The sequence below is a fragment of the Candidatus Limnocylindrales bacterium genome (assembly GCA_035626395.1).
GTDB lineage: Bacteria > Desulfobacterota > Binatia > UBA1149 > CAITLU01 > DASPNH01.
The window spans coordinates 265,374-289,962 of record DASPNR010000007.1 but is presented as its reverse complement, the minus strand read 5'-3'; the positions used below and the strand labels follow the sequence as shown (position 1 = coordinate 289,962).

Genomic DNA, 24,589 nt, shown 5'->3' with positions numbered 1-24,589 from the left:
CTCAACCCCTCGCTTCGTACTCGGCCTTGATCAGACGCGCGACCTCGGCCGGCTTCTCCATCGGAATGAAATGCGTGGTTCCGGGCACGGTCACCAGCCGCGCCTGCGGCGCGACCTCGAGCACGCGCCGCGCCCGCTCTTCGTCGAGCGTGGTGCTGGACTGGCCGCGCAGCAGCAGGATCGGAATGCGCAGCCGCGCCAGAGCACCGTAGCCGTCGAAGCCGGAGGCGGCCGCGTAGATGTGACCTTCGACGCGCGCCGGGCACAGCAGCTCGATCTCACCGTCGGGCCGCTCGAACGTCCCCTCCTCCACGTACGCGCGCAGCGCCTCCTCGGTCCAGGTGTCGTAGGGCTCGCGCTTCCGGAACGAGCAGAACATTTCTTCCCGCGATTGCCAGACGGTGCGGCGCGTGCGCGTCCGCGCCGACATCGGATTGACGCCCGCCTCGGCCATCAGCCGCACCAGCTCGGGATGAAACAGCACGGGATCGATCATGACCAGGCGCCGCAGCCGCCGACCATTGGCGGCTGCCACCCCGGCCAGCGTCGTGGCCCCGGCCGAATGCCCGACGCCCAGCACGTGCTCGAGGCCGAGCTGGTCCATGACGGCCTCGGTATCGTCGACGAAGCGGGCCCAGTCGTAGTCGTTGTCGGGCTTGGAGGACAGGCCGTGACCGCGCTGATCATACGTAATCAGGCGCGCCTGCACGTCGAGTGCCTGCAGGCGATGCAGGATCGGCTTCCACACCGCGCCGAGGAAACCCGTGGGATGCGCGAAGAAGATCGCAGGACCGGCGCCGCCCCAGTCCGTCACGTTGATCCACAGCTTGCCGACGCGAAGACGCTCGTGCCGCGGCGCAGACATTTGTTGGGAGGGCTCCGCCATGAAGGCCTGCGAGGCTTTCGTTGTCGCAGCCGCCTGCCGGAGGTGCAAGTTGCCGGGACATCCCTGCCATTCGCGGCCCGTCGCGCGCTCGGGTAGGTTGCCTCGCCGTGGCCGATGCCATCCCTGTTCCACCGTCATCGCTCGATGCCCTTTTCTCTTTGGAAGGCCGCGTGGCCGTGGTCACCGGCGCATCGGCCGGGCTCGGCCTCGAGCTGGCAGACGCCCTGGCTTGTGCAGGCGCCGATGTCGCCTTGCTCGCCCGCCGAGGCGAGCGGCTGGCGGCGGTCGCCGCAGAGCTTTCGCGCCGGTACGGCAACAGGGCGATCGCGGTCGACGCCGATCTCACCGACCGCGATGCCGTGCCGGTGGCGTTCGCCCGCGTTGCCGACGATCTCGGGCCGATCTGGGCGCTCGTCAACAATGCCGGAGTCGCCCCGACCGGAAAAGCCGAGAAGCAGTGGCCGCAGGATTGGGACCGCACGCTGGCGCTCAATCTGAGCGCGCTGTTCCAGTGCAGCCTGCTGGCCGCCGAGCAGATGCGGCGAGCAGGCAGCGGCGGGCGCATCATCAACATCACCTCGATCTTCGCGCGGCTGGGCAGCTCGCTGTTTCGCGTGGCGAGCTACGCGGCGAGCAAGGGCGGCGCCGAGAACCTGACGCGGCAGCTGGCGGTCGAGTGGGCGAAGGACGGCATCACCGTCAATGCGATCGCGCCGGCGTGGTTTCCGAGCGAGATGACGCACGAGAGCCTGGAGCGCGGCGGCATCGAGGAACGCATGGCCTCGGCCAATCCGATGGGCCGCATCGGCCGCACGGGCGAGCTGCGAACGGCGTGCATCTTCCTGGCTGCACCGGCAACGACGTACGTCACCGGTGCGACGGTTCCGGTCGATGGTGGTTACGTGGCCTGGTGAGCGGTCGCGCGAGCCGGGCCGGTCGAGAGGGGAATCATCATGAAACGGGCGCTTCTCGTGCTTGCCGCCGTGCTGGTCTGTCTCGCAGTGATGGTGGTCGTGGCGTTGCGCTCGCCGGCCATGCAGGACCGGCTCATCGAGCGCATGGCGCGCGCGCAGATCGCACGGCCGGTGGAACATCTCTTCGCCGACGATGCGTTGCGCATGATCGTGTGCGGCAGCGCCTCGCCGCTTCCCAGCCGCGAACGCGGCGGTCCGTGCATCGCCGTCATCGCCGGCGGCCGCTTCTATCTCGTCGATGCCGGCCCCGGCTCCTGGGAGAACATGGCGATGTGGCGCATCCCCGGCGAGCGCGTCGGCGGCGTGTTCCTGACGCACTTTCACTCGGACCACATCGGCGAGCTGGGCGAGGTGAACCTGCAGACGTGGGTGGCGGGCCGCGCCGACCCTCTCCGCATCATCGGGCCGCAGGGCGTCGAGCGCGTAGTCGCCGGCTTCAACGAAGCCTACGCGCTCGACATCGGCTACCGCGCCGCACATCACGGCGCCGACTTCATGCCGCCGGCGCGCGGGCGGATGCAGGAGGTGCGTTTCCAGGCCGGCGACGACCCGCGCTGGCGCAGCGTGGTGCTGGAGGACGGCGATCTTCGCGTCACGGCGTTCAACGTCGCCCACGAGCCCATCCGGCCTGCCGTCGGCTATCGCTTCGACTACCGGGGCCGCTCGCTCGTCGTCAGCGGCGACACCATCCGCAACGACAATCTCATCGACGTGGCGCGCGAGGCGGACGTTCTCGCGCACGAAGCGCAGGCCAACTTCATGGTCGACATCCTGCGGCAGGCCTCGGCCGATCTGGGCGCGCCGCGGCTTGCCAAGGTCTTCGGCGACATTCCCGACTACCACACCAGCCCGGTGGAGGCGGCGCACGTCGCCAATGACGCCGCCGTGCGTCTGCTGGTGCTCTATCACCTGACGCCGCCGCCGCCGCACGGCGTGCCCGAGACGATCTTCCTGCGCGGCGTGGCCGACGCTCGCAGCGAAGGCGTCGAGCTGGCGCGCGACGGCCTCGTGGTCGAGCTGCCGCTTGCCGGCAAGGAAATCCGCACCTCGATGATGGACTGAGCCGGCGCGCGGCAGCCTGACTACGGATTCGGTCGATCGTCGCGAAGCAGCGCGGCACGTGTTTCGGTGACGCGCACGAGCGGGCTTTGCCGCAGCCGCGCCACCTCGGCGGCGGTGTACGGAACGAAGCCGGCGGGAACGCCACGCGGATCGAAGCGCACCACGAGCCAGTTCAGCAACGCCGCCAGCGCCGCATCATCCAGCGTGGACATGGCCACGCCGGGCACGCGCGCGAGGTACTCGCGCCCCGCCGCCGATCGCAGAAACACCGCGACGTGGTCGGCAAGCTGCGGGACGGCCCCGGGCGTGCCGCCGCCGTCGGCGCGATGGCAGCCCTGGCAGTGGAGAACGTAGTCGAGCTCGGCATCGCCGGCGGTGCCCAGGCCGATGTCGCTCGGCTGCGCCCACACGTCGCGCACCGACGCAGGCGCCAGCGTCACACGCTGCGCGTGCGCCGGAGCCGCCTCCGACACGGCCAGCGCGGCCGCCGCCAGCACGCACGCCGCCGCGGCGCGCACCGACGGCCGGACGCTGCGCAGGCCCGCCGTGCAGGCCGCGGCGGCCTGGCCGGCCGGACGGACGCCGCGCAGGCCCGCCGTGCAGGCCGCGGCGGCCTGGCTGGCCGGACGGACGCCGCCCAGGCTTGCCGTGCAGGGGGCGGCGCGGCTGTTCACCGGCGCCCCCATGGCGGCGTCGAGCGCGCTCTCAGCTCGGTTTGGTCGCAAGGCCGGCCACCACGGCCACGCTGCAGTGCACCGCGCGGCTCTTGGTGTCGAAGCACCAAAGAAGGTCGTTGTTGCGAAACGTCTGATAGACAGGCTGCTCGCCGTCGGTGTGGGTGCACAGGCAGCGTCCGCACAGCGATGCGCCGCAGCAGTCGTTGTAGGAGATGACGTATTCCTTTCCGTCGCCCGGATTGCGGCAGGTGCCGATCCAGGTCACCGGCGACATCTCCGTTCCCGGCGGGCACGTATTGGGCGAGCCGCCGCAGCACTGGCACAGGTAGCCGTGGATTCCGCAGTAGCGCCAGTAGTCGCAGTTCGAAGGATCGCCGACCTCCCCCTCGAGCCTGCTCTCGTCGGGCGCGGGCGCGCGCGGCTCTTCGGCGGCCGCACGCTCGACCGGCAGCAGCGGGAACGCAGCGCCGCCCACGAGCACGCCGCCCAGGCGGGCCAGAAAGCTGCGTCGCGACGTGCGCCTGGCCAGCTGTCGCGAGGCGCCCTCGACCAGTGAATCGATCCAGCGTCGGTCCGTGCTCATGTCATGCCACCTTAACCGTTTCTCGCTCGCGCCGCAGCAGCTCCTGAATCGTCGCCACGCCCTGCTCGCTCGCCTCGAACAGGCTCTCCAGATGCTCGCGCGTGTTGACGAGGCCGCGCGCGCGCAGCACGCCGGCGCCGTCGAGAAGGATGGCGTACGGCAGCTTCGACACCTGATGCGTCAGGCCGAGCTGCGCCGAGAGGACGTAGGGAAAGTCGCCGAGCCTCTCGCGCGCCACGAACGAGGCGTGCTCGTCACGCGGGCCGTCGCTGGCCAGCACCACGCGCAGCCAGGAAGACTCCGCGCGCGCGATCGACCGCAGCGACGGCAGCAGCGCCTTGCACACGGGACACGTCGGCGAAAGGAAGAACACCAGCGTGCTGCGTCCGTCGGGGCTGGCGCCGCCGAGCATCTCGGTGGCGCCGTCCAGGCGCAGCACTCGCACGACCGGCGACTCCTCGCCCACCACCGGGCCCTTGCCGATGACCAGGGCGCCTGCCGGCGCGACGCGCTCGTAGAGGACTCCGATCTGCCGCGCCAGCGCGAACACCACCGCAGCCAGCACCAGCACGGCGACCCACAGGACGACGACCGATGCGACGAGCGCCGAGGTCATGCGTGCCTCAGGCGCGAGAGCGCCGGCGCCAGCGCGAGCATGCGCTCGCTGGCGAGCCAGCAGGCGCACAGCGCTGCCAGGGCGCCGCTCACCGTCAGCGCATCGATCCAGTGAAGCGGCCGCGCTGCTACGGGCAGCGCAAGCAGCAGCGCGCCGGCGGCAACCAGGATGTTCCGCACGACGAGCGCCGCGCTGAGCGGAATGCGCGCAGCCGGGCCGGCGCACCCGCAGTCGATGTCGGTTCGGCCGCGCCGGAGGTTGATCGCGATGGCGACGGCGTACGTGAGCATCAAGGCGGCAACGGCGGCTCCTGCGGCGCCGGCGGCGAGGCCGGACATCAGCCACGCGGCAGCAGCGGCCTCGGCGGCAAGGAGCAGCCAGGCGGCAACGTTCAGGAAGGGTGCCGGCAGCACGTCGTAGGACTGCAGCGTCAGGCGAAAGCGCGCCACGTCGCGCAGCTTGTGCAACGCGGCGGCCGCCAGCAGCACCGCCAGCGCAAGACGCAGCGCAATGACAATCGCGACGTCCATCACCGCTTCACGGAGCGAACAGCAGGCTGAAGCCGATGCCCGGCTCGGAGATCTCGCGCCGCAGCTCGCCGGTATCGGCATCGAGCACGCTGATGGTGGGTGGATAGCCGCTGGAGACGATGAGGACAGGGTCCTCGTCCTGCGTCACCAGGATCCGCTCGATGCCGGGGTTCGGCAAGGCGGCGCCGAGCAGCCAGCGTGTGAAACGGTCGATCGTGCTCTCGTGGCCGAGCTTGGACTGCTCGGCCACGAAGGTGACCAGCGGGCTCGGCAGCTCCAGGCGCGCCGTGCGCCGCTGCGTGGCCATGTCGTAGACCCAGACCTCGGTGCCGGGGTCCTTATGGGTGTCGCGCGGGCCCTGGTGCATGAGCGCGAACAGACGGCCCGAGGCACCGTGCACGGCCAGATGCTGCAGGCCGCCGATCCGCCAGGACTCCTCGCGGTCGGCGTCGCCGAGCAGCGGCCACGGATTGCCGAACTGGAGCTTGCCGCCGCCGACGTTGACGGTGTGGATGACGCCGTCGTAGGAGACGAAGATCCATTCGTTGCCGCGGCGCACGGCCTTCTCCGTCAGCGGATCCTTCTGCGCATCGAAGACGCGCTCGGTGCGCTCGATGCCCGCCTCGCCGCCCTGCTCGTCGAGGTGGATCACCATCGCGCCGCCGTCGGCGCACAGCAGGAAGAAGCGCCGCGGGCCGGCCGAGAACAGCAGGCTGCAGCCGGGCGTATCGATCTCCACCGTGTGCTTGCGCTGCTCCAGGTCGACGATGCTGACGGAGGTTGCCGGCGTGATGTTGAGCACGGCCATGAAGCGCTCGTCGTCGCTGAGGGCGTTGGAGGCGTTGCCGGGAAAGTACTCTCCGCGCTTGGGCGGGATCGGTATCTCCGCCTTCGGCAGCAGCGTGCGCGCGTCGTAGACGGTCACGACGTCGGTGCGGTCGCCGCGCACGCCCCGCGACCAGTACGTCTCGGCGAGATAGATCTCGCCGCGCCGGTGGCCGAACAGCGGAAAGATGACGAAGCCGATGCCGGCCGTGCCCGAGCTGATGGTGCCGAGGAGCTGTCCGCTGTCGCCGTCGAAGAGTGCCGTGCGATGCAGGAGGATGTCGCTGATCCAGAACCAGTGCGGGGCCGGCGTGGCAGGCAGCTGGCGCACCATGCCGACTTCCTCGCCTCGCAGTTCGGCCCGGGCGGCGGCGACGGAGAAGACGAGCGCAGCGGCCGTCAGAGCCGCCGGTGTCGTTGCGCGGAGGAGATGTCGCATCGGTCGCATGAGCGCCTCGTCGCGGACGGTTGGAAGGCTATAACACGCACGCACCGGCGCAGGCCATTGCCGCGGCTGCGGGCGCGGTCGTGCCAGCTCAGGTGGTCATGTTCACGTAGGCCGTCAGCAGCTCGTCGCGGCGGGCAGCGGGAAGCAGATCGAGCATCGTGTTGAGGGCGGCCATCCGCCGCGGCAGGTCCGGGCCGCTCAGGCCGGCCAGTGGGGCGATGCGCATGAGGATCGCCTCGAGCGGCGCGTCCCTGACCTCGGCCACTGCCGCCGCCAGCTCGCTGCGGTCCAGCGACGACCCGCTGCGCCGGAGATTCCCGACGACATCGGCAAGGTCGGTCAGGAACTGCTCGGTGTGCGGCACGTTCCCGTGGCTGATGCCGACGTGGAGGTTGGCGGGCCCGCCGCCGCATGCGAACTGGGGCAGCAGGCGCCACCCGCGCTCGCGCATCTCGTCGTCGACCTCGAAGATGTTCACCTCATCCGATGCCAGCGTGAACATGCACATCTCCGGGTCGCCGAGCACGTGGATGCCGTCGATCTCCTCGATGCCTTCGAGCATGCGCATGGTGGCGGCCTGCGAATCCCGCACGATCTGCTGGAAGCCCTCTTCGCCCAGATGCTTGAGAATGGCCCACGCCGCCGCGACCGGGCCGCCGGTGCGGCTGCTCTGCGCGGTCGGATTGATGACGGCATACTCGGTCGTGCCCGAGCATACGAAGATCGCATGACGCCGCAGATCGCGGTTGCGGTACAGGACCACCGACGCGTTCTTGGGCGAATAGCCGTACTTGTGCAGGTCCGCCGAGATCGAGGTGACGCCCTCGACGGAGAAGTCGAAGTCGGGCAGCTTCTCGCCCATCCGACGCATTACCGAGAGGTAGATGCCGCCGACGCAGCCGTCGACGTGGAAGAGCACGCCGCGCTCACGGGCCGCCGCCGCCATGCGCGCGATGGGATCGATCGTGCCGTGCGAGAAATTGGGCGCCGAGCCGACGGCCAGAATGACGTCGGGGCCGAGCGCCTTCTCGAACGCTTCCAGGTCGGCGCGAAAACCCGTCGTGTCCACCGGCGTCACGACGACGCGCAGCCCCAGGTAATGCGCAGCCTTGTGGAAGGCGGGATGGGCAGTGATCGGCACGACGATCCGCGGCTGCGTGATGTGCGGCCGGTTCGCGCGCGCCCAGTCGCGCGAGGCCTTCACCGCCATCAGGATGCTCTCGGTCCCGCCGCTGGTGATGTTGCCGACGACCTCCCCATCGCTGCGCAGCAGGTCGGCAACGGATGCCACCACCTCCTGCTCCATGCGCGCGATGCTGGGGTACATGTTGATGTACAGCGCGTTCTGCGCGAGGAAGCGCGTGTACGCGGCCAGCGCCACCTCGTGCGCCCCGGGCCCGGGATCGTACAGGCCCATCAGCATCTTGCCGGTGCGCCAGTCCGCGTCGCCGGCTGCTCGCTCGTCCAGCTCGGCGATGACTTCGGCGGCGGCAACGCCCCTGCGCTGTAGAACTCCAGACATTCGATTCCTCCCGCTCAGCGGCGGCCGCCGCAGCGGTGTTGTGCCTTGCGCGCCGCCGGCACGCCAGCGCGGCGGCGCGTCCTGCGCGCCCGTCGTGCTGAGCGTTGGTGCCGTCGCCGTTGCGCGTCAGCTGGCCAGCGGCAGCGGGTCGCGTCCGAAGTCGAGCTTGTCGCCGTGGATGATGCCGCGTTCGCGGTATTTGTGCTCGGTGCGCTCGGTGATCAGGCCGAGCCGCTTCAGGTTCGGGATCACCGTGTGCATGAACGGCTCGCTGTTGAAGAACCCCCAGCCGTCGTAGGAGTGCATCATCTGCACCGTGCTGTCGGGATCCAGGCCGTACTTGGGGCCGAACACGTGCAGCATGTCGAGCTGCTGGTTCGCGTTGAGCGTCTCCAGCACGTTGAAGGCGAAGTCCTCCATCTCGGCCATCTCTTCGGTCGACGACTCCCTGACGATCCGCCGCATCGACAGGATGCCGAATGCCGCATGCCGGGCCTCGTCCTGATGCACGCGCGTGATGATGTCGGCGACGAGCGGGCTGGTCGTCGAACGCTTGACCAGGTCCATGATGCCCACCGCCATGCCCTCGAACAGCGTCTGCATGCCGAGAACCTTGGTCTTCCACGTCGGCGCCGCCAGGAGCTTGTCCAGCAGCACCTTGAGCGTCGGATCGATCGGATGGATCACGCCCATCTTGCGCTGCAGGAACTTGGCGAAGACTTCGACGTGGCGGACCTCGTCGATGACCTGCGAGCCGGCGTACCATTTCTGGTCCATCGTCGGGCACGTGTTGACCAGCTGGCCGCACAGCTGCAGCGCGGCCTGCTCGCCGTGCAGGAGCTGCGAGATCAGGTGCGAGAACTCGTCCCAGGCGGCCTCGCGACAGACGTCGTCGGATGCACCCGCCGAGTGGAGCACCGAAGGCAGCAGCGCGCCGCCCTCCTTGGCCATGAACCACTGATCGCGCGGCATAGGCATCGACCAGTCGATGTCTTCCTCGGCGTTCCACTGGCCCTTCTTGCCGCGCTCGTACAGGGCCCGCAGCTCCTCGACCTGGCTGCCGTAGTCCCAGGTCCAGTGCAGCTCGAGCGGCACGCTGACGTCAATCTGGCTTCGCAGGGCGGAGATCTCGGCTTCGTCCACGAAATCGACGACTTCAAAGTCCCCGAGCTTGCGACGGCGATGGGAAAGAATGGTTTCCATGGGAGCTCCTCAGTGGCTGGGCGCGACCTTCAGCGTCGGGACGACGAGCCCGTGGCGCAGCAGGTTCTTGACCTCGGTCTTGCGCCTGCGCACCTCGCTGGTGGAGAACGGATCGCTTCCGAGCAGCTCCTCGCCGAGCTCGCCGGACGCGAAGTGGAATACGATCATGCCGATGATGCTGTGCACGGTGTGCGGCACGTTGACGGGCCGGAACACGCCAGCCTCTATGCCTTCGCGCAGCAGCCGGTCGATGGCGGCGATGATGCGCTCGATCGTCGCGTTGACCGCCTGCTCTTCGGGCAGCGCGCCGTTGAGCTCGTCGTCCTCGAACAGCGAGCGCAACAGCAGACGCGCGTACGTCGGATGGGCCGCTAGCACGTCGTTGACCACGTCGAGCCAGCGTTCGAGGCGCTGCACGGGGCTGCCGCCATCGGCGAGCGCGCGGACCAGGTCGGCCTCGATGCGGTCGAGGATGCGCGCCATGACCGCCGCATACAGCTGCGCCTTGCTGGCGAAGTGGTGAAACAGCGAGGACTTGGACAGGCCCGCCTGCTCGGCGACCTCGGCCAGGCCGATGCCGGCGAAGCCTCGCCGCGCGAACAGCGGCTCGGCGCAGTCGAGGATCTTGTCCCGGGATTCCTGCTGTCTGGGTGCCGCCTGCGCCATCGACCGTCCGTTCGGTCACGTTTAACCGACCGGTCGGTCGGCTGTCAAGCCGTGGCGACGGTCAGTTGGGCGTCATCCTGCGCGCGCGGCCGCAGAGCAGCACGTGCACCTGCCCGCTCTCGTTCATGTGCCCGGCCTCCGTGCCTGCGGCCTCACCCGTTCCCCAGAACACGTCCACCCGCGAGGGTCCCTGGATGGCCGCGCCAGCATCGTGACTGAAGACGATGCGCTCGAACGCTTCCCATCGGGTCGGAGTGCCGTCCTCGCCGGTGCGCGGCCTGCGCGAGCGGATGTGGAGAAGATTGCCGCCGGCGACGTGGACCGGATCGGTGGCCACCGAGCGTTCCGGTGTCAGCGGCACTCCGAACGCGCCGACCGGCCCCTGCGCCCCGTCGCCGTCGCGATCGAGCAGACGGAAGAAGATGTAGCGCGGGTTCTCGAACAGCAGCGCATCGCGCGCATCGGCATGCGCCGCCAGCCACGCACGCATCGCCGGCGCCGAGGCATTGCCGGGCTGCAGCAGCCCGCGCTCCAGCATGATGCTTCCGACGCTGCGGTAACCGGCGCCGTTGTTTCCCGCGTAGGCGGCACGAAGCACGCTGCCGTCCTCGAGCTGCAACCGTCCGGAGCCCTGCACGTGCAGGAAAAACCGTGCGACCGGGTCGTCCAGCCACGCCACCTCGAGCCCCAGCCCCGAGAGCGCGTCGGCGCCGTCGATGTCGGCGCGCCGCGGCGGATGTCCCAGCCGCCTCTCGAGCGCAGCCAGCACCGCCGTGCCGGGCATCGCGTAGAGCGGATAACGGAAGCGGTCGTCGCGCTGGCGGCGGGCCTGCAGGAGCGGCTCGTAGTAGGCGGTGATCTTGGCCGGCTCCTCGGCCGCGAACCAGCGGCAGCGATCCTGCAGGAAGCGCGCGAGCCGCTGCGGGCCGCGCCGGGCCGCGCGCTCCACCGCGGCGGCCTGCGCCGCCAGCGCTGCGTTGCGCGCGGATCCGTCGCCACCGGCTTGGAGCCTGGCACGCGTGGCGCGTGCCGCCGCGAGCAGATCGTGCATGCTGCCGTCATCGGTGGCGGCAGGCGTCGCTCGTGCGTGAAACGAGGCCGAGAACGGCGGCCGCTCGTTCGCGCAATGGCTGCAGCCGAAGGCGAGGCTTGCCAGCAGTGCCAGCGTGCGAGCAGCGCCGCCGCTGCGCATCGTTGCCGATCCTTTCACCGCGCGTCTTGCACGCGCGCCGCCATTCGCGGCAAGTTGACCCCGCGAACTCGACGGACAAAGTAGCCGCATCCTGCCCGATACGGAGCACCAGCATGGACGTCGGCATTTCCCTCGTCGGACTTCCTGCCTCGCAGATGCTGGCCACGGCGCGCCAGGCCGAAGAGCTCGGCTACAGCGCCATCTACCTTCCCGATCACTGGGCGCTCGAGCACCAGGGCGGCGCGGGCCTCGACGACCAGACGGCGTCGTGGGAGGCAACGACGATGCTGGGGGCGCTTGCCGCCGTCACCAGCAGCGCCCGCATCGGCGCGCTCGTGCACTGCAATCTGTTCCGACACCCGGGCACGATGGCGCAGGCCATCACCACGCTCGACCACATCAGCGGCGGCCGCGCGATCCTCGGTCTCGGCTCGGGCTGGACGCGAGCGGAGTTCGAGATGATGGGAGCGCCGTTTCCCGACGTGAAACCGCGCCTGCGCATGCTCGAAGAGTCCATCGTCGCCATCAAGGCGTTGTGGACGCAGGAGCGCGCGACGGTCGACGGCGAGTTCTATCATCTGCGAGACGCCATCCACGTGCCCAAGCCGGTCCGCAAGCCGCATCCGCCCGTCATGCTCGGCGGAGGCGGCAAAGGCCTGCTTCGCATCGCCGCACGCCACGCCGACATGGTGAACATCGGCGTCGATACGGGCAAGGCCGGCACCATCGATCGTGCGGAGGTCGCCAAGACGACCGATGCGGCGTTCCATGAGCGTGCCGAGTTCCTTCGCGCCGAGGCACGCGCCGCCGGCCGCGATCCGGACGCGATCGAGCTGTCGTCCACGATCTTCACGGCCATGGTGACGGACTCGCCCTCGGACGCCGACGGCTTCGCTGGCATGCTGGGAGGTCTGTTCGGGCTGGAAGCGGCCGAGGTCCGCCGCATGCCCATCACGCTGATCGGCACTGTCGAGGAATGCGTGACCGAGCTGCGCCGGCGCAAGCGCGAGTGGGGCGTCCGGCACTACGTGCTCTCGGCGCGGGCTTCCGAAGGCCTGATGGAGAGATTTGCGCGCCAGATTGCGCCCGAAGTCTGAGGCCGCGGCGGACGCTCCGGCATGACCGTCGTTTCATGGATCGCGGTGGCGGCGCTGCTGGCGTTGCCTGCGGCGGCGCCGGCGCAGCGCCTGTTCGTCACCAACGAGGAGTCGGGTGACCTGTCGGTCATCGACACGGCCAGCAGGAGAGAGGTCGCACGTGTCGCACTCGGCAAGCGGCCGCGGGGAATCGCGGTCAGCCCCGACCGCCGCTGGCTGTTCGTGGCACTGAGCGGGTCGCCGGCCGCGCCTCCGGGCGTGGACGAGAAGGCGCTGCCACCGCCGGACAAGAGCGCCGACGGAATTGCGGTGGTCGACGTCGCGCGGCTCGAGGTCGTTCGCGTGCTGCCGGGCGGATCCGACCCCGAGCAGGTCGCGGTCGGCCGCGACGGCACGCGCATCTACGTCGCCAACGAAGATGCCGGCGTGCTGAGCGTCGTCGATGTGGAGTCGGCGCGCGTGATCGCCAGCGCGCCCGTCGGCGAAGAGCCCGAGGGCGTTGCCGTCAGCCCCGACGGTCGCCACGTCTACGTCACCGCCGAAGCGGACAACAAGGTCACGGCCATCGACGCGCAGACGGCGGCGGTGGTTGCGGCCGTGGCGGTGCCGCCCAGGCCGCGCTCGATCGCATTCCTGCCCGACGGCACGCGCGCGTACGTAACTGCGGAGAACGGAGCCTCGGTCGCGATCATCGACACGCGGCTGGATCGTCCCGCGCAGGTGCTCGCGCTCGAGCCGGGAATGCGGCCGATGGGCATCGTGGCCTCGCGCGACGGCCGCCGCGTCCACGTCTCCACCGGCCGCAGCAAGGCGGTGGTCACCATCGACGTCGCCACCAACGCCGTGATCGGGAGCGTCGAAGCAGGCGAGAGGCCATGGGGCATCGCCGTCTCCTCGGACGGAAGCACGATCTACACGGCCAACGGACCTTCCAACGACGTGTCGGTCATCGACGTGGGCAGCGCAAAGGTCAGTGCCCGAATCCCCGCCGGCAGCAAGCCGTGGGGACTCGCGCTCATCGACTGAGTTTCGTCCGGCGCTTCGCCGCACCGGCGGACGGTGCGGCCGTGAGGAATCAGCTGATCGAGGAATGCGTGCCGCCGATCTTCGGCAGCGTGGCGAGCAGCTCCATCAGCGTGGTCGGTGCCACCGGTTTGACGAGGTGCCCGTCGAAGCCGGCCTGACGCGATTTCTCGAGATCCTCCTGCTGCCCCCAGCCCGTCAGGGCGATGAGCACCAGGTTCTTCCCCCACGGCTCCTGGCGGATGCGGCGGGCGGCGTCGTAGCCGTTGAGCTTGGGCATACCGATGTCCATGAGGATCAGATCAGGGCGGACGGCCTCGGCCGTCTGCACCGCCTGCACGCCATCGAACGCGGTATGCGTTTCGTTGCCCTTCAGCTTGAGGAGCATCGCCAGGCTTTCCGTGGAGTCCTGATTGTCGTCGACGATCAGGATGCGGCGGCGTGCATTGTTGGATGACTGTTCCATCGACTCTACGGCCTCCGATGACGAGCGCTCGCTCCGTCCCGTCAATGCGGGCAGTCGCACGAGGAACTCGCTGCCCCTTCCAATGCCTTCGCTGCGAGCCTCGACGCTTCCACCATGCATCTCGACGAGCTGCTTCACCAGCGTCAATCCGATGCCGAGACCTTGCTTGGTCCGCTCGAGCGAGCTGTCGGCCTGCACGAACATGTCGAAGACCTGATCGAGCATCTCCGGATCGATGCCGGCGCCCGCGTCCCTGACGCTGATGATGACCTGGTCATCGCCATGCTTCTCGGCTTTCACCCAGATGCGCCCGCGCGTCTGACTGAACTTGCACGCGTTGTTTAGCAGATTGGTGAAGATTTGTACCAGTCGAACGGGATCGCCTTCGAGAAGAATCTGTTCGTCGGGAAGAGCGACCTCGACCTCGATCTGCGAACATTCGGCAAGCTGCCGGCACGCCTCGACCGCCTGCTGCACGACAGAGGAGACTTCGACTACCCGCTTGCGTAGCTGCAGCCGCCCGCGGTTGATCCTGCTCGTGTCCATCAAATCGTCCACGAGGCGCACCAGATGCGAAACCTGCCGGTCCATGGTGGCGTGAATCTGCCGCATCATCGCCATGTCGCCCTCGGCACGCTTCATGACCTCGAGCGAATTCGACAGCGGGGCCAGCGGGTTGCGAAGCTCGTGCGCCAGCGTGGCCAGGAACTGCGATTTCTTGCGTTCGCCCTCACGAATCATGCTCTCGTGCTTGCGGCGCTCCGTGATGTCCCGGAAGACCATGAGGCAGCCGGTGACGCGCCCGCTGCCATCACGCATGGGCGAAGCGCTTTCCTCGATGGCGCGCTCGCTTCCGTCCCTGCGAACGAGAATGTTGTCGGCACCGGCGGTTACGGTCCCGCCTTCCCTCAGCGCCCGCACCACCGGATTCTCCGCGCGCCGGCGCGTGGTCTCGTTGACCGTCAGAAAAATCGATTCCACCGGCTTGCCGATCACATCGGCGGCCTTTCGCCCGATCAGCGACTCGGCCGCTCCATTGATCAGCGTGACGAGCCCTTGCGTGTCGGTGGCGATGACGCCGTCGTCGACGTTGGCGATGGCCAGACGCAGCGTCTCGCGCTGGTCGCGCGCTTCCTGCTCGGCCCGACGACGGTTCTCCACTTCCTCCTGCAACCGCTGCCGGCTCGCTTCCGCGTCCTGCGCTCGCAGCTCGGCAGCGCGAACGGACGAGTGCAGCCAGCCGCTGAGCACACTGATGACGGTACCGGCCAGGATGAAGACGACCAGACGGATGGCCTCGATCTGATTGGCGGGATCCGTGGAAGTGAACGAGAAATCAGGAGCCGTGAAGAAGGCGGCGCCGAGCAAGGCTCCAAGCGCGACCGACAAGAGACCGGGATAGATGCCCCCGACCCATGCGGCGGCAATGGTTGCGAAGTAGAACGTGACGTAGGGCAGACCGTACCCCAGCAGAGGGGTCAGCAGCCATCGAATGAGCGCGGCCGTAGCCACGGCAAGCATCGCCGTCGCATACCGGTGTCGATTCGAGGCTGGCATGGAGAAAGCTCTTGAACATTGGCGCAGCCTCCCTGCGCCAGCAATACGGGTGGTACGAAACGCGGCCCGAGGTGCCAGCCCCTGCGGCGCCGGCGGCCGGGGCCGAGGCGAAAACGGATCGGCCAAACGAGCCGCCCGCGGGCTAACCCTGTGCGTAGACGGCGTCGGCCGCTTCGACAGCCTCACCCGGGGGCGCAGCGATGCCCTCCCGCCTCAGCTCCGACTCCAGGGCCAGCAGCAGGCGTCGCACATTGGCCGGCCGGCTCGACTCGCCCATGAGCCCGATGCGCCAGGTCTTTCCGGCGAGCGGCCCCAGGCCCGCGCCGATCTCGATTCCGTGATCGAGCAGCAGCCGCTTTCGCACGGCCGCCTCGGCGATGCCTTCGGGCACACGCACGCTGTTCAGCATCCAGAGGCGGTGGCCTTCCTGCGCAGCCGCCTGCAGGCCGAGCCGCGCGAGCCCTGCCATCAGCGCCTGGTGATTCCGCTCGTGCCGGACGTAACGATCCTCCAGCCCTTCCTCCAGCACGATGGCCACGGCCTCGGCCAGCGCATAGACCATCGAGACCGGCGCCGTGTGGTGATACAGACGCTGCTCGCCGAAGTACGCGCCGATAAGGCCGAGATCGAGGTACCAGCTGCGCGGCCGGCTCTTGCGCGCGCGCACCGCCTCCATCGCACGCTCGCTCAGCGTCACCGGCGACAGCCCCGGCGGGCAGCTCAGGCATTTTTGCGTGCCGCTGTAGGCGGCATCGATACACAGATCGTCGATCTCGACCGGGCAACCGCCGAGCGACGTGACGCAGTCCACCAGCAGTAACGCTCCGGCCGCGCGCGCCAGGCGGCTGATCTCGTGCAGCGGCTGCCACGCGCCGGTGGATGTCTCGGCGTGGACGACGGCGACGATCTTGGGATTGCTGCAGCGGCCGATCGCCGCGGCGATCTGGTCGGGCTCGACGATGCGCCCCCATTCCGCCTCGGCTCTCTCCACGCGGGCGCCGAGGCGCGTGGCCACTTCGGCCATGCGCGTGCCGAACACGCCATTGACGCCGATCACCACCTCGTCGTCCTGCTCGACGAGATTGGCAAAGCACGCCTCCATGCCCGCCGAGCCCGTTCCCGAGATCGGCAGGGTCATCGTGTTGCTGGTCCCGAAGATCCTGCGCAGGCCGTCCTGCACCTGATCGAGCACGGTCAGGAAGTATGGGTCCAGGTGCCCGACCAGCGGGCGCGACAACGCGGCGTACACGCGTGAATTGACCATGGAAGGTCCAGGACCGAGGAGCAGACGAGGAGGAGGAGGGGTCATACGCGAGCAGTAGCGTGGTCGCAGGCGCAATCCAACGGACACGCAGCTACCGCCGCACCGCTGGGCCCGCTATAGGAGCCGATGATGCCGCTCGACAAGAACATCGCCTCCAGACTGCGTGCCATCGTCGGCGAGCGCGGCATCGTCGACGGCCGAGCCTCGCTCAAGGTCTACGAGTGCGATGGATACACGCTCGAGAAGGCGGCGCCGCAGCTCGTCGTCCTTCCGGAGACGGCGGAGCAGACCGCGCGCGTGGTGCGCCTTCTCGCCGAAGCAGGAATTCCCTACGTGCCGCGCGGCGCCGGCACCGGCGTCAGCGGCGGATGCCTGCCCGTGGAGGCGCCGGTGATGATCGGCACCAGCCGCATGAAGCGCATCCGCGGCATCGACCTCGCCAACTGCGTCGCCGAAGTGGAAGCAGGCGTCGTGAATCTGGAGGTCACGCGCGCGGTGGAAGGCGAGGGCTACTACTACGCGCCCGACCCATCGAGCCAGTCGGCGTGCACCATCGGCGGCAACGTGGCGGAGAACTCGGGCGGCCCGCACACGCTCAAGTACGGCGTGACGGTCAATCATCTGCTCGCGCTCGAGCTGGTGCTGCCCGACGGTCGCATGGTGTGGCTGGACCGCGGCGGCGACGCGCCCGGCTATGACCTGGTCGGTCTGGTCACCGGCAGCGAAGGCACGCTCGGCCTGGTCACGGCGGCGCGCGTTCGCCTGCTCCGGAAGCCCGAGTCGGTGACGACGCTGCTGGCGGTGTTCTCGAGCGTGGCCGATGCCAGCCGCGCGGTCTCCGCCATCATCGCTGCCGGCATCGTGCCGGCAGCGCTCGAGATGATGGACGATCTGGTGATCGCGGCGGTGGAGGCGGCATACCACTTCGGCTTTCCCACCGATGCCGGCGCGGTGCTGCTGATCGAGCTGGACGGCCTGACTGCGGGATTGGATGAGCTGTCCGAGCGCGTCAGCGCGGCGTGTGTCGCGAATGGAGCCAAAGAAGTGCGCCGCGCGGCCGACGACGCCGAGCGCGCGCTGCTGTGGAAGTCGCGCAAGCGCGCGTTCGGAGCGATGGGCCGTCTGACGCCGAGCTACTGCACGCAGGACGGCGTGGTGCCGCGCAGCCGCCTGCCCGAGATCGTGGCGATCGTCTCGGAGATCGCCTCGCGCTACCGGCTGCGCATCGCCAATCTCATGCATGCCGGCGACGGCAACATCCACCCGCTCATCCTCTACGACGAGAGCAAGCCCGGCGAAGTCGAGCGAGTCATCGAGGCCGGCAACGAGATCCTGTCGGCGTGCCTGCAGCTGGGAGGCTCCATCACCGGCGAGCATGGCATCGGCGTGGAGAAGCTCGGGCTGATGGGCGTCGCCTTCAGTCCCGAGACGATGGCGGCGATGGCCGACGTGCGCGACGCATTCAATCCGCGCGGCCTGTGCAACCCGCAAAAGGTCGTTCCCACCGATCGCGGATGCATCGAGGTGGTGCGGCCGCGACCGCGAGGCGGCGGGTGATCGCGCGCGCGCCTTTCCGTGGCCGCCGCGCGACGGCGCCACTGCCGCATCGAGGCCGGCAATGAGCGTGGCGCGCACGGAAGCCGCGCGGCCGAACGTCCGGATGGACACGGGTGCGTTCGCCGCGCTCGGTCCCGGGCAGCTTCGCCCAGGCCGCAGCACCGACGCCCTCGACGGCCTTGTTCCGCAGGCGGTGGTGACGGCGCGTGATCCGGACCAGGTGCGCAACGCCGTCGAGGAGGCGCGCGCGAAGCGGCTCGGCATCGTCGTCAGCGGCGGCGGAACGCGCCTTCACGTGGGCAACGTGCCGCGCTCGTTCGACATCAAGCTTTCGACCACCGCCATCGGCCGCATCGTCGAGCAGAATCCCGAGGACATGACGGTGACCTGCGAGGCCGGCGTCTCGCTTCTTCGCCTGCAGCGCAACCTGGCGAAAACCGGCCAGCGCCTGTGCGTGGACGTCGCCGTGGACGAACGCTCCACGCTCGGCGGCATCGTGGCCTCCAATGCCGCCGGCGGCCTGCGTTACGGCTTCGGCACGCCGCGCGATCTCGTGCTCGGCATGACCGTGATCGACGGCGCGGGGCGCACCGTTCACGCCGGCGGCCGCGTGGTCAAGAACGTCGCCGGCTACGATCTCGTGCGGCTGTTCACCGGCTCGCTCGGCTCGCTCGGCATCGTGATGGAGATGACGCTGCGCACGCACCCGCAGCCGGATGCCGCGGCCACGCTGGTGTTCGATTACGCCGCGGCCTCCGAGCTCGATGCCGCTCGGGCACGCCTCGTCGCGTCCCCGCTGCCGCTGGCCGCGCTCGATTTCGCCGTCGACGCCGGCGCCGACACGGCCGTCTGGTCGCTGGTGGTTCGCATCGAGGGCACCGAGGCCGAGGTCGCCTATCAGGGCGATCGCGTCTGCGAGCTGGCGCGGCGCGATCCGGCGCAAGCGCTCGAGGAATGGCTGAGCCCGGCCCACGTCGATGGCGGCGACGGCGTGACGATCCGCGTCGGTACCGCTCCGGCCGAGCTGCTGATGCTCGTGCAGGACGCCGTCGCCGCCGCGCGCGGCCACGCCGTGTTTGCCGGCGGGCATCTCGGCGACGGCATCGCGCGAATTCACGTGCCCGCCGGCGGCGAGGCAGCGCTGTCGGCGTTGATGAGTGCAACCGCCGGCGCCGGCACTCGCGTCATCGAACGAGCGCCGACCGCGGCCAGGCGCGGCATGGATGTCTGGTCGCCGGTGCCGGCTTCGCTCGATCTGATGCGCGAGCTCAAGCGCCGCTTCGATCCCGACGGCGTGCTCGCGCCGGGACGCCTGGTGGGAGGGCTTTAACGTTGCGCGAGGAGGAGGGTTCGGTGGCCGGCGACGGTGCCGAGCGCGGCGGCGACGGCGAAGCGGCGGGCGAGCGCCGTGCCACGGCCGATGCGTCGGGCGGGTGCAGCGTCACGAGCGGCGCGGCCGGCGGGCGCAAAGCGGCGGGCGAGGCCTCGCTCGAGCGTGGGGCCACGCCGCTTTTCGAACCGGCGGATGAGACGCGGCTCGATGCCGTCGGCCTGCCGTGCGTGCACTGCGGGCTGTGCCTGGACACGTGCCCGACCTATCGGGTGCTCGGAACCGAGGCCGACTCGCCGCGCGGCCGCATCTACATCATGGAGTCGGTGCGTCGCGGCGAGCTCGAGCTGCAGGGCGAGGCTGCGCAGCACCTGTCGGGCTGCCTCGGCTGCCTGGCGTGCGAAACGGCCTGTCCCTCCGGCGTCTCCTTCGGCCGGCGCATCGAGGAGTTCCGCCCGCTGCTGATTGCGCAGCGCTCGCGCGCGGAGGCGCTGCGCAAGAACGTCGCGCAGCAGATGTATGTCCGTCCGCGACTCGTGAGCATGGGCATTCGCGCGGCTCATGCGATGGACCGCATCGGCCTGGCGCCGCTGCGCCGGCGCATTCGCGGCCTCGGGCTGCTGCCGGCGGCAGGCAGCGAGGAGGCTGCCGATCCGTCGGTATCGCCACTTCGCCGCAGCCGCACGCCGCAGCCTCTGCGCGCCAAGGCGCGCGTGGCCGTGCTGACCGGATGCGTCGGTGATCAGCTCGCGCCCGAGCTCAACCGCGACACCGTCGAGGTGCTGCAGCGCAATGGCATCGAGGTGGTCGACGTCGAAGGTCAGGGCTGCTGCGGCGCGCTGGCGCTGCACTCGGGCCGCACGCAGGAAGCGCGGGACCTGGCCGCTGCCAATGCCGAAGCGTTCGCCGCCGCCGGCGATCTGGATTTCGTCGTGACCACCGCGGCAGGCTGCGGCGCGATGATGCACGAGTACGCGCACGTGCTCGCCGGCACCGCCGCAGCCGCCACGGCCGCATCGCTCGCCCTGCGCTGCCGCGACGTAAGCGAGGTGCTCGTGCAGATCGGCATCGAGCGTCCCTCGCGCCCGCTCGAGCTCGGCACCGTCGCGTATCACGACGCCTGCCATCTGCTGCATGCGCGCGGCGTGGCACGGCCGCCGCGGCTGCTCGTCGAAGCGGCCACCGGCCGCATGCCGGTCGATCTCGGGGAGAACGCGATCTGCTGCGGCAGCGCCGGCAGCTACAATCTCGATCAGCCCGCGCTGGCCGAGGAGCTGGGCCGCAACAAGGCGCGCCTCGCACGCGAGCGAGGCGCGGACGTCATCGCCGTCGGCAACATCGGCTGCATGATGCAGATCGCGCGGCACGTGGCGCTGGCCGGGCTGTCCACGCGGGTCGCGCATCCGGTCCAGCTGCTCGCGGCGGCGTATCGCCAGGAGTGACCTGCGAGCGCACCGCCGGCGCCTGGCGAGACATTTTGTTCCGGCACTGGCGCCGGCGCCGCTTCGCCGCATAATGCGCCGGCCGGCTCCCCCCACTCTTGCGCCGGTCCTGGAGGTCCCATGAATCTGGCGATGAACTGCATCGGCTTGCTCGGCTTGTTGTGCATCGTGCTCGGACTGCGCGTCTCGATGCTGCGACGGGCCTCGAACGTCTCGATCGGCTGCAGCACCGATCCCACCGACCCGCTCCACAAGTTCGTGCGTGCCCACTGCAACGCCTGCGAGTACGCACCGATTCTGGCCATTCTGATCTTTGCGCTCGCCAGCGGCGGTGCCTCCGGCATGACGCGCTGGCTCTTCGTGCTGGCGGTGGTGTTCCGCTACATGCATGCAGTCGGAATGATCGTGTGCCAGTCGCTCGAGCACGCGCACCCGCTGCGGTTCGTGGGTGCGATCGGCACCTACGTCGTCGGCATTCTTCTGGCGGTGGCGGCGATCTTCCAGCAGTAGCGGGGCCGCCGGTCCCGTCCCCGACCACGCCCGCCGCGTCGCCCGTGGCACGCTCGCGCCGCGGCGATGACGATGTCCGAAAACGACCAGACATGGCACGGCGCGGAGGCTATACCCGCGGCATGACCCTGGATCGCCAGAGCTGCTACCGCGCCATGACCAGCCACGACGCGCGCTTCGACGGCCGCTTTTTCATCGGCGTGCGCACCACCGGCATCTATTGCCGGCCCGTCTGTCGCGTGCGGCTGCCGAGGCTCGAGAACGTGGTGTTCTATCCCTGCGCGGCCGCCGCCGAGCAGGCGGGATTTCGCGCATGCCGGCGCTGCCGGCCCGAAACCGCTCCCGGCTCGGCAGCGTGGCAGGGAACGTCGGCAACGGTCGCACGCGCGATGCGGCTCATCGATGCCGGCGCGCTCGACGGTGCGAGCGTCGGCGACCTCGCCGGCCGGCTCGGCGTCAGCGAGCGTCATCTGCGCAGGCTGTTCGAGCAGCACCTCGGAGCAGCGCCCAACCAGATCGCGCTGACGCGGCGGCTGCACCTTGCGCGCCGCCTGCTCGACGATACGGATCTGTCCATCGCCGCGATCGCACTGGCTGCCGGGTTCGGCAGCATCCGCCGCTTCAACGCCGCGATGCAGGCTTCGTTCGGAGATGCCCCGAGCCACTTGCGGCGCATTGCATTGCCGAAGCGCGCGCGCTCGGCGGCCGCATTGCGCGGGCGCGCGCCGCGTGGCGGCGAGGCGGCGGCCACCGCCTTCGCGCAGGTCGCCGCTCCCACCAGCACGCTGGTGACGTTGCGCCTGGGCTATCGCCCGCCGATGGACTGGCCGTGGATGCTGTCGTTCCTCGGCGCGCGCGCCATCGCCGGCGTCGAGAGCGTTCAGTCGGGCACGTATCGCCGCACCGTCCGCGCCGGCGACGTCGTCGGCAGCATCGAGATCGGCTGCGATGAGGAACGACGCGAGCTGGTGGCGACGCTTGCCATCCAGGATCCCGCAGCGCTGGCGGTGATCTCGCGGCGTCTTGCTCGCAGCTTCGACTGTCATGCCGATCCCGATGTCATCGCGTCCGTGCTCGGGCGCGATCCGCACCTGCGCAGCCGCATCCAGCAGCGGCCGGGACTTCGCGCTCCGGTGACGTGGGAGCCGTTCGAAGCGGCGGTGCGTGCAGTGGTCGGGCAGCAGATCAGCGTCGCTGCCGCACGCACGATCCTGGCGCGTCTGGCGCAGCGGTTCGGGACGCGAATCGAACGCGAGGGCATCGATTCCGCCTGCGTGTTTCCGACCGCCGAGCAGTTGGCGGAGGCGGACCTGGACGACATCGGTATGCCGCGCGCGCGCATCGAGACGCTGAAGGCGCTGGCGCGAGCCGTTGTCAGCGGGCAGCTGCCGCTCGATGACACGAGCGACCCGCACCACGCATGCGAGGCGATGCTGCGGGTGCGCGGGATCGGGCAGTGGACCGCAGGTTACGTGGCGATGCGCGGCCTCGGCGATCCCGACGCCATGCCCTACGGCGATCTGGGTCTGCTGCGCGCGATGCGAAAGGCGCTGCCGGAGATGAATGCCGCGCGACTGGAGGCTCACTCCCACGCCTGGCGCCCATGGCGCGCGTACGCGGCGATCCACTTATGGAGCCACGATGGTTGCGAGCTCTCGACGACGGCCGACGCGAGCAATGGGCGTGCTCGCCGCAGCCGGCCCGGCGCGCGCACCCGCAGCAGGAGGGCAGCATGAAAACAGCGACGCTGCGTTACGACTCGGTCTCCTCGCCAATAGGAAGGATCACGTTCGCCGTCACCGACGGCGGAGTCTGCGGCCTGGCCCTCGGCGAGCACTGGGGGCGCGTCCAGGCACGGCTCGAGAAGCGCTTCGCCGGCCTTCCGCTGCGGGCGGCGCGTCTGACCGAGCACCGCCGCTGCCTGCAGGCGTACTTCGACGGCCGCATCGACGCGCTCGATGAGCTGCCGGTGGATGTGGAGGGAACGCCCTTTCAGGGGGCGGTGTGGCGTGCGCTGCGCTCGGTCAAGGCTGGCCGCACGGCCTCCTACGCCGACATCGCCCGCCGCATCGGCAATCCGGCTGCCGTGCGCGCCGTGGGGCTTGCCAACGGCAGCAATCCGGTTTCCCTCATCCTTCCCTGTCACCGCATCATCGGCTCCGACGGATCCCTGACCGGTTACGGCGGCGGGCTGGACCGCAAGCGCTGGCTGCTCACGCACGAAGGCGTGCTGCTCGGCTGACGCACAAGCATTTTCTCCAACCGCTGCTGCCGCCTCTGTAGTAGTATGCGCGGCCATGGAGGAACGAAGGCATTGGATGTGGTGGGGCGCGATCACGGGTGTGATCGCATGCTCGACGCCTTCGCACGCCGCCACTTTCGATCAGGAACAACTTCACGCAGCCGCCGCCATCGAAGCGGCGATGGCACTGGCGGAGCCGGCCGAGGTCGCCGGCATCCAGGGCAGCGGCGACTCGCGCCTGCCCGATGACGAGCGCGTCTTCGCGATCATCGTCGGAGGCGAGCCGCGCGCATACTCCCTGCGCGATCTCTCGCGCGCAGGCGGGCATGTGATCGACGTCGTCGGCGGGACCACCGTCGTCATCGACATTCCGGCCACCGGCGCGACGCCGGTTGCCAGCCGGGACGGAGTCCGCATCCAGGACTGGCACCTGGAGAATTGGGCGACGTGGTCGGCGCTGCATCGCGACACCTCGCTGTGGCGTGCATCGGGAGACGCCGCGACCGCAGCATCGCGGCCGCTGACCGACGTGCGCATCGAGGAAACCCGCAGCTACGCGACCGCCATCAGCTGCGCGCTCAGCCAATCGGTCGTTGCCGCAGGCGAGAGCGCCGGCCAGGGCCTGTTCGTCATCTCGGGCAGCCTGAGCAACACCGCACGCGCCGAAGTGCATCACGTTCGGCTGCGCTTCGAGCTGGTCGACGAGCGCGGTCAGGTCGTGTATCGCGAAGATGGATTCAATCGCGCGGCCGAAGCGCTGGCTGCGCCCGGCGATGGCGATGCCGGCGAGGTCGAGCCGCTGCCGCCCGGCGCGCGCGACAGCTTTCGGATGATCCTGGTCTCCGCCGAGCTGCCGAGATTCGAGACCGCGCGCGTCCAGGTCGCGGCGGTTTACTGATCGCAGCCTACAGCGCCGG

Annotated in this window: 23 protein-coding genes; 11 read left to right on the top strand and 12 right to left on the bottom strand. The window is 69.6% G+C overall.

Annotated elements, in window-relative coordinates:
* Window position 1: 1 nt before the first annotated feature.
* Complete coding sequence (locus tag VEC57_04685; protein ID HYB98412.1) at window positions 2–865, bottom strand: alpha/beta hydrolase; 864 nt, start codon at window positions 863–865, stop codon at window positions 2–4.
* A 128-nt stretch (window positions 866–993) separates the two neighbouring features.
* Here VEC57_04685 and VEC57_04680 point away from each other — a divergent pair, with 128 nt between their 5' ends.
* Together VEC57_04680 and VEC57_04675 are read left to right on the top strand one after the other, a co-directional pair.
* Window positions 994–1,800 carry an SDR family NAD(P)-dependent oxidoreductase gene (locus VEC57_04680; GenBank protein ID HYB98411.1) on the top strand — a complete coding sequence of 269 codons (807 nt, stop codon included), beginning with the start codon at window positions 994–996 and terminating at the stop codon, window positions 1,798–1,800.
* Window positions 1,801–1,839: 39 nt separating this feature from the next.
* Complete coding sequence (locus VEC57_04675; GenBank protein HYB98410.1) at window positions 1,840–2,922, top strand: MBL fold metallo-hydrolase; 1,083 nt, start codon at window positions 1,840–1,842, stop codon at window positions 2,920–2,922.
* Window positions 2,923–2,942: 20 nt separating this feature from the next.
* On the opposite strand, the gene VEC57_04670 is transcribed toward VEC57_04675, so the two are convergent.
* From VEC57_04670 to VEC57_04630, 9 genes are all read right to left on the bottom strand, one after another.
* The gene (locus tag VEC57_04670) at window positions 2,943–3,608 is read right to left on the bottom strand and encodes a hypothetical protein (GenBank protein HYB98409.1); all 666 of its coding nucleotides are present in this window, start codon (window positions 3,606–3,608) and stop codon (window positions 2,943–2,945) included.
* 19 nt (window positions 3,609–3,627) lie between these two features.
* Window positions 3,628–4,182 (bottom strand): methylamine dehydrogenase light chain, encoded by a 555-nt coding sequence (locus VEC57_04665; GenBank protein ID HYB98408.1) that lies wholly within the window; start codon window positions 4,180–4,182, stop codon window positions 3,628–3,630.
* Between the two features lies 1 nt (window position 4,183).
* On the bottom strand, window positions 4,184–4,798 hold the full coding sequence (mauD, locus tag VEC57_04660) for a methylamine dehydrogenase accessory protein MauD (GenBank protein HYB98407.1): 615 nt from the start codon (window positions 4,796–4,798) through the stop codon (window positions 4,184–4,186).
* Complete coding sequence (locus VEC57_04655; protein HYB98406.1) at window positions 4,795–5,328, bottom strand: MauE/DoxX family redox-associated membrane protein; 534 nt, start codon at window positions 5,326–5,328, stop codon at window positions 4,795–4,797. The genes mauD and VEC57_04655 overlap by 4 nt, the downstream gene beginning before the upstream one ends.
* A gap of 7 nt (window positions 5,329–5,335) precedes the next feature.
* On the bottom strand, window positions 5,336–6,592 hold the full coding sequence (locus tag VEC57_04650) for an amine dehydrogenase large subunit (protein HYB98405.1): 1,257 nt from the start codon (window positions 6,590–6,592) through the stop codon (window positions 5,336–5,338).
* Window positions 6,593–6,689: 97 nt separating this feature from the next.
* Window positions 6,690–8,123 carry an aspartate aminotransferase family protein gene (locus VEC57_04645; protein HYB98404.1) on the bottom strand — a complete coding sequence of 478 codons (1,434 nt, stop codon included), beginning with the start codon at window positions 8,121–8,123 and terminating at the stop codon, window positions 6,690–6,692.
* 126 nt (window positions 8,124–8,249) lie between these two features.
* Window positions 8,250–9,326: a ferritin-like domain-containing protein gene (locus VEC57_04640; GenBank protein HYB98403.1), complete on the bottom strand. Its 1,077-nt coding sequence runs from the start codon at window positions 9,324–9,326 to the stop codon at window positions 8,250–8,252.
* Between the two features lie 9 nt (window positions 9,327–9,335).
* Window positions 9,336–9,992, bottom strand: coding sequence for a TetR/AcrR family transcriptional regulator (locus VEC57_04635; GenBank protein ID HYB98402.1), 657 nt, complete (start codon window positions 9,990–9,992; stop codon window positions 9,336–9,338).
* Window positions 9,993–10,053: 61 nt separating this feature from the next.
* Window positions 10,054–11,184, bottom strand: coding sequence for an MltA domain-containing protein (locus VEC57_04630; GenBank protein ID HYB98401.1), 1,131 nt, complete (start codon window positions 11,182–11,184; stop codon window positions 10,054–10,056).
* 113 nt (window positions 11,185–11,297) lie between these two features.
* On the opposite strand from VEC57_04630, the gene VEC57_04625 reads away from it, so the two are divergent.
* Window positions 11,298–12,281: an LLM class flavin-dependent oxidoreductase gene (locus VEC57_04625; protein HYB98400.1), complete on the top strand. Its 984-nt coding sequence runs from the start codon at window positions 11,298–11,300 to the stop codon at window positions 12,279–12,281.
* A gap of 21 nt (window positions 12,282–12,302) precedes the next feature.
* Window positions 12,303–13,307, top strand: coding sequence for a beta-propeller fold lactonase family protein (locus VEC57_04620; protein HYB98399.1), 1,005 nt, complete (start codon window positions 12,303–12,305; stop codon window positions 13,305–13,307).
* 49 nt (window positions 13,308–13,356) lie between these two features.
* Here VEC57_04620 and VEC57_04615 read toward each other — a convergent pair whose 3' ends face one another.
* Together VEC57_04615 and VEC57_04610 are read right to left on the bottom strand one after the other, a co-directional pair.
* Complete coding sequence (locus VEC57_04615) at window positions 13,357–15,291, bottom strand: ATP-binding protein (GenBank protein ID HYB98398.1); 1,935 nt, start codon at window positions 15,289–15,291, stop codon at window positions 13,357–13,359.
* A 178-nt stretch (window positions 15,292–15,469) separates the two neighbouring features.
* Window positions 15,470–16,591: an alanine--glyoxylate aminotransferase family protein gene (locus VEC57_04610; GenBank protein HYB98397.1), complete on the bottom strand. Its 1,122-nt coding sequence runs from the start codon at window positions 16,589–16,591 to the stop codon at window positions 15,470–15,472.
* A gap of 126 nt (window positions 16,592–16,717) precedes the next feature.
* On the opposite strand from VEC57_04610, the gene VEC57_04605 reads away from it, so the two are divergent.
* From VEC57_04605 to VEC57_04575, 7 genes are all read left to right on the top strand, one after another.
* Complete coding sequence (locus VEC57_04605; protein ID HYB98396.1) at window positions 16,718–18,148, top strand: FAD-linked oxidase C-terminal domain-containing protein; 1,431 nt, start codon at window positions 16,718–16,720, stop codon at window positions 18,146–18,148.
* Between the two features lie 61 nt (window positions 18,149–18,209).
* The gene (locus tag VEC57_04600; protein ID HYB98395.1) at window positions 18,210–19,478 is read left to right on the top strand and encodes an FAD-binding oxidoreductase; all 1,269 of its coding nucleotides are present in this window, start codon (window positions 18,210–18,212) and stop codon (window positions 19,476–19,478) included.
* Between the two features lie 23 nt (window positions 19,479–19,501).
* A complete protein-coding gene (locus VEC57_04595) occupies window positions 19,502–20,920 on the top strand; it encodes a (Fe-S)-binding protein (GenBank protein HYB98394.1) in 1,419 nt (472 codons plus the stop codon).
* A gap of 120 nt (window positions 20,921–21,040) precedes the next feature.
* Entirely contained in the window at window positions 21,041–21,430 is a 390-nt protein-coding gene (locus tag VEC57_04590; GenBank protein HYB98393.1) for an MAPEG family protein, read from the top strand.
* 92 nt (window positions 21,431–21,522) lie between these two features.
* Window positions 21,523–23,166 (top strand): AlkA N-terminal domain-containing protein, encoded by a 1,644-nt coding sequence (locus VEC57_04585; GenBank protein ID HYB98392.1) that lies wholly within the window; start codon window positions 21,523–21,525, stop codon window positions 23,164–23,166.
* Complete coding sequence (locus VEC57_04580) at window positions 23,163–23,672, top strand: methylated-DNA--[protein]-cysteine S-methyltransferase (GenBank protein HYB98391.1); 510 nt, start codon at window positions 23,163–23,165, stop codon at window positions 23,670–23,672. Before VEC57_04585 ends, VEC57_04580 begins: the two co-directional genes overlap by 4 nt.
* Before the next feature lie 55 nt (window positions 23,673–23,727).
* Entirely contained in the window at window positions 23,728–24,570 is an 843-nt protein-coding gene (locus VEC57_04575) for a hypothetical protein (GenBank protein ID HYB98390.1), read from the top strand.
* Window positions 24,571–24,589: the final 19 nt, after the last annotated feature.

Bases quoted from the DNA above. Each gene is read 5' to 3' on its own strand.
- VEC57_04685 (HYB98412.1), bottom strand. From the start codon at position 865: ATGTCTGCGCCGCGGCACGAGCGTCTTCGCGTCGGCAAGCTGTGGATC.
- VEC57_04675 (HYB98410.1), top strand. From the start codon at position 1,840: ATGAAACGGGCGCTTCTCGTGCTTGCCGCCGTGCTGGTCTGTCTCGCA.
- VEC57_04670 (HYB98409.1), bottom strand. From the start codon at position 3,608: ATGGGGGCGCCGGTGAACAGCCGCGCCGCCCCCTGCACGGCAAGCCTG.
- VEC57_04665 (HYB98408.1), bottom strand. From the start codon at position 4,182: ATGAGCACGGACCGACGCTGGATCGATTCACTGGTCGAGGGCGCCTCG.
- mauD (HYB98407.1), bottom strand. From the start codon at position 4,798: ATGACCTCGGCGCTCGTCGCATCGGTCGTCGTCCTGTGGGTCGCCGTG.
- VEC57_04655 (HYB98406.1), bottom strand. From the start codon at position 5,328: ATGGACGTCGCGATTGTCATTGCGCTGCGTCTTGCGCTGGCGGTGCTG.
- VEC57_04650 (HYB98405.1), bottom strand. From the start codon at position 6,592: ATGCGACATCTCCTCCGCGCAACGACACCGGCGGCTCTGACGGCCGCT.
- VEC57_04645 (HYB98404.1), bottom strand. From the start codon at position 8,123: ATGTCTGGAGTTCTACAGCGCAGGGGCGTTGCCGCCGCCGAAGTCATC.
- VEC57_04640 (HYB98403.1), bottom strand. From the start codon at position 9,326: ATGGAAACCATTCTTTCCCATCGCCGTCGCAAGCTCGGGGACTTTGAA.
- VEC57_04635 (HYB98402.1), bottom strand. From the start codon at position 9,992: ATGGCGCAGGCGGCACCCAGACAGCAGGAATCCCGGGACAAGATCCTC.
- VEC57_04630 (HYB98401.1), bottom strand. From the start codon at position 11,184: ATGCGCAGCGGCGGCGCTGCTCGCACGCTGGCACTGCTGGCAAGCCTC.
- VEC57_04625 (HYB98400.1), top strand. From the start codon at position 11,298: ATGGACGTCGGCATTTCCCTCGTCGGACTTCCTGCCTCGCAGATGCTG.
- VEC57_04620 (HYB98399.1), top strand. From the start codon at position 12,303: ATGACCGTCGTTTCATGGATCGCGGTGGCGGCGCTGCTGGCGTTGCCT.
- VEC57_04615 (HYB98398.1), bottom strand. From the start codon at position 15,291: ATGCTTGCCGTGGCTACGGCCGCGCTCATTCGATGGCTGCTGACCCCT.
- VEC57_04610 (HYB98397.1), bottom strand. From the start codon at position 16,591: ATGGTCAATTCACGCGTGTACGCCGCGTTGTCGCGCCCGCTGGTCGGG.
- VEC57_04605 (HYB98396.1), top strand. From the start codon at position 16,718: ATGATGCCGCTCGACAAGAACATCGCCTCCAGACTGCGTGCCATCGTC.
- VEC57_04600 (HYB98395.1), top strand. From the start codon at position 18,210: ATGAGCGTGGCGCGCACGGAAGCCGCGCGGCCGAACGTCCGGATGGAC.
- VEC57_04590 (HYB98393.1), top strand. From the start codon at position 21,041: ATGAATCTGGCGATGAACTGCATCGGCTTGCTCGGCTTGTTGTGCATC.
- VEC57_04585 (HYB98392.1), top strand. From the start codon at position 21,523: ATGGCACGGCGCGGAGGCTATACCCGCGGCATGACCCTGGATCGCCAG.
- VEC57_04580 (HYB98391.1), top strand. From the start codon at position 23,163: ATGAAAACAGCGACGCTGCGTTACGACTCGGTCTCCTCGCCAATAGGA.
- VEC57_04575 (HYB98390.1), top strand. From the start codon at position 23,728: ATGGAGGAACGAAGGCATTGGATGTGGTGGGGCGCGATCACGGGTGTG.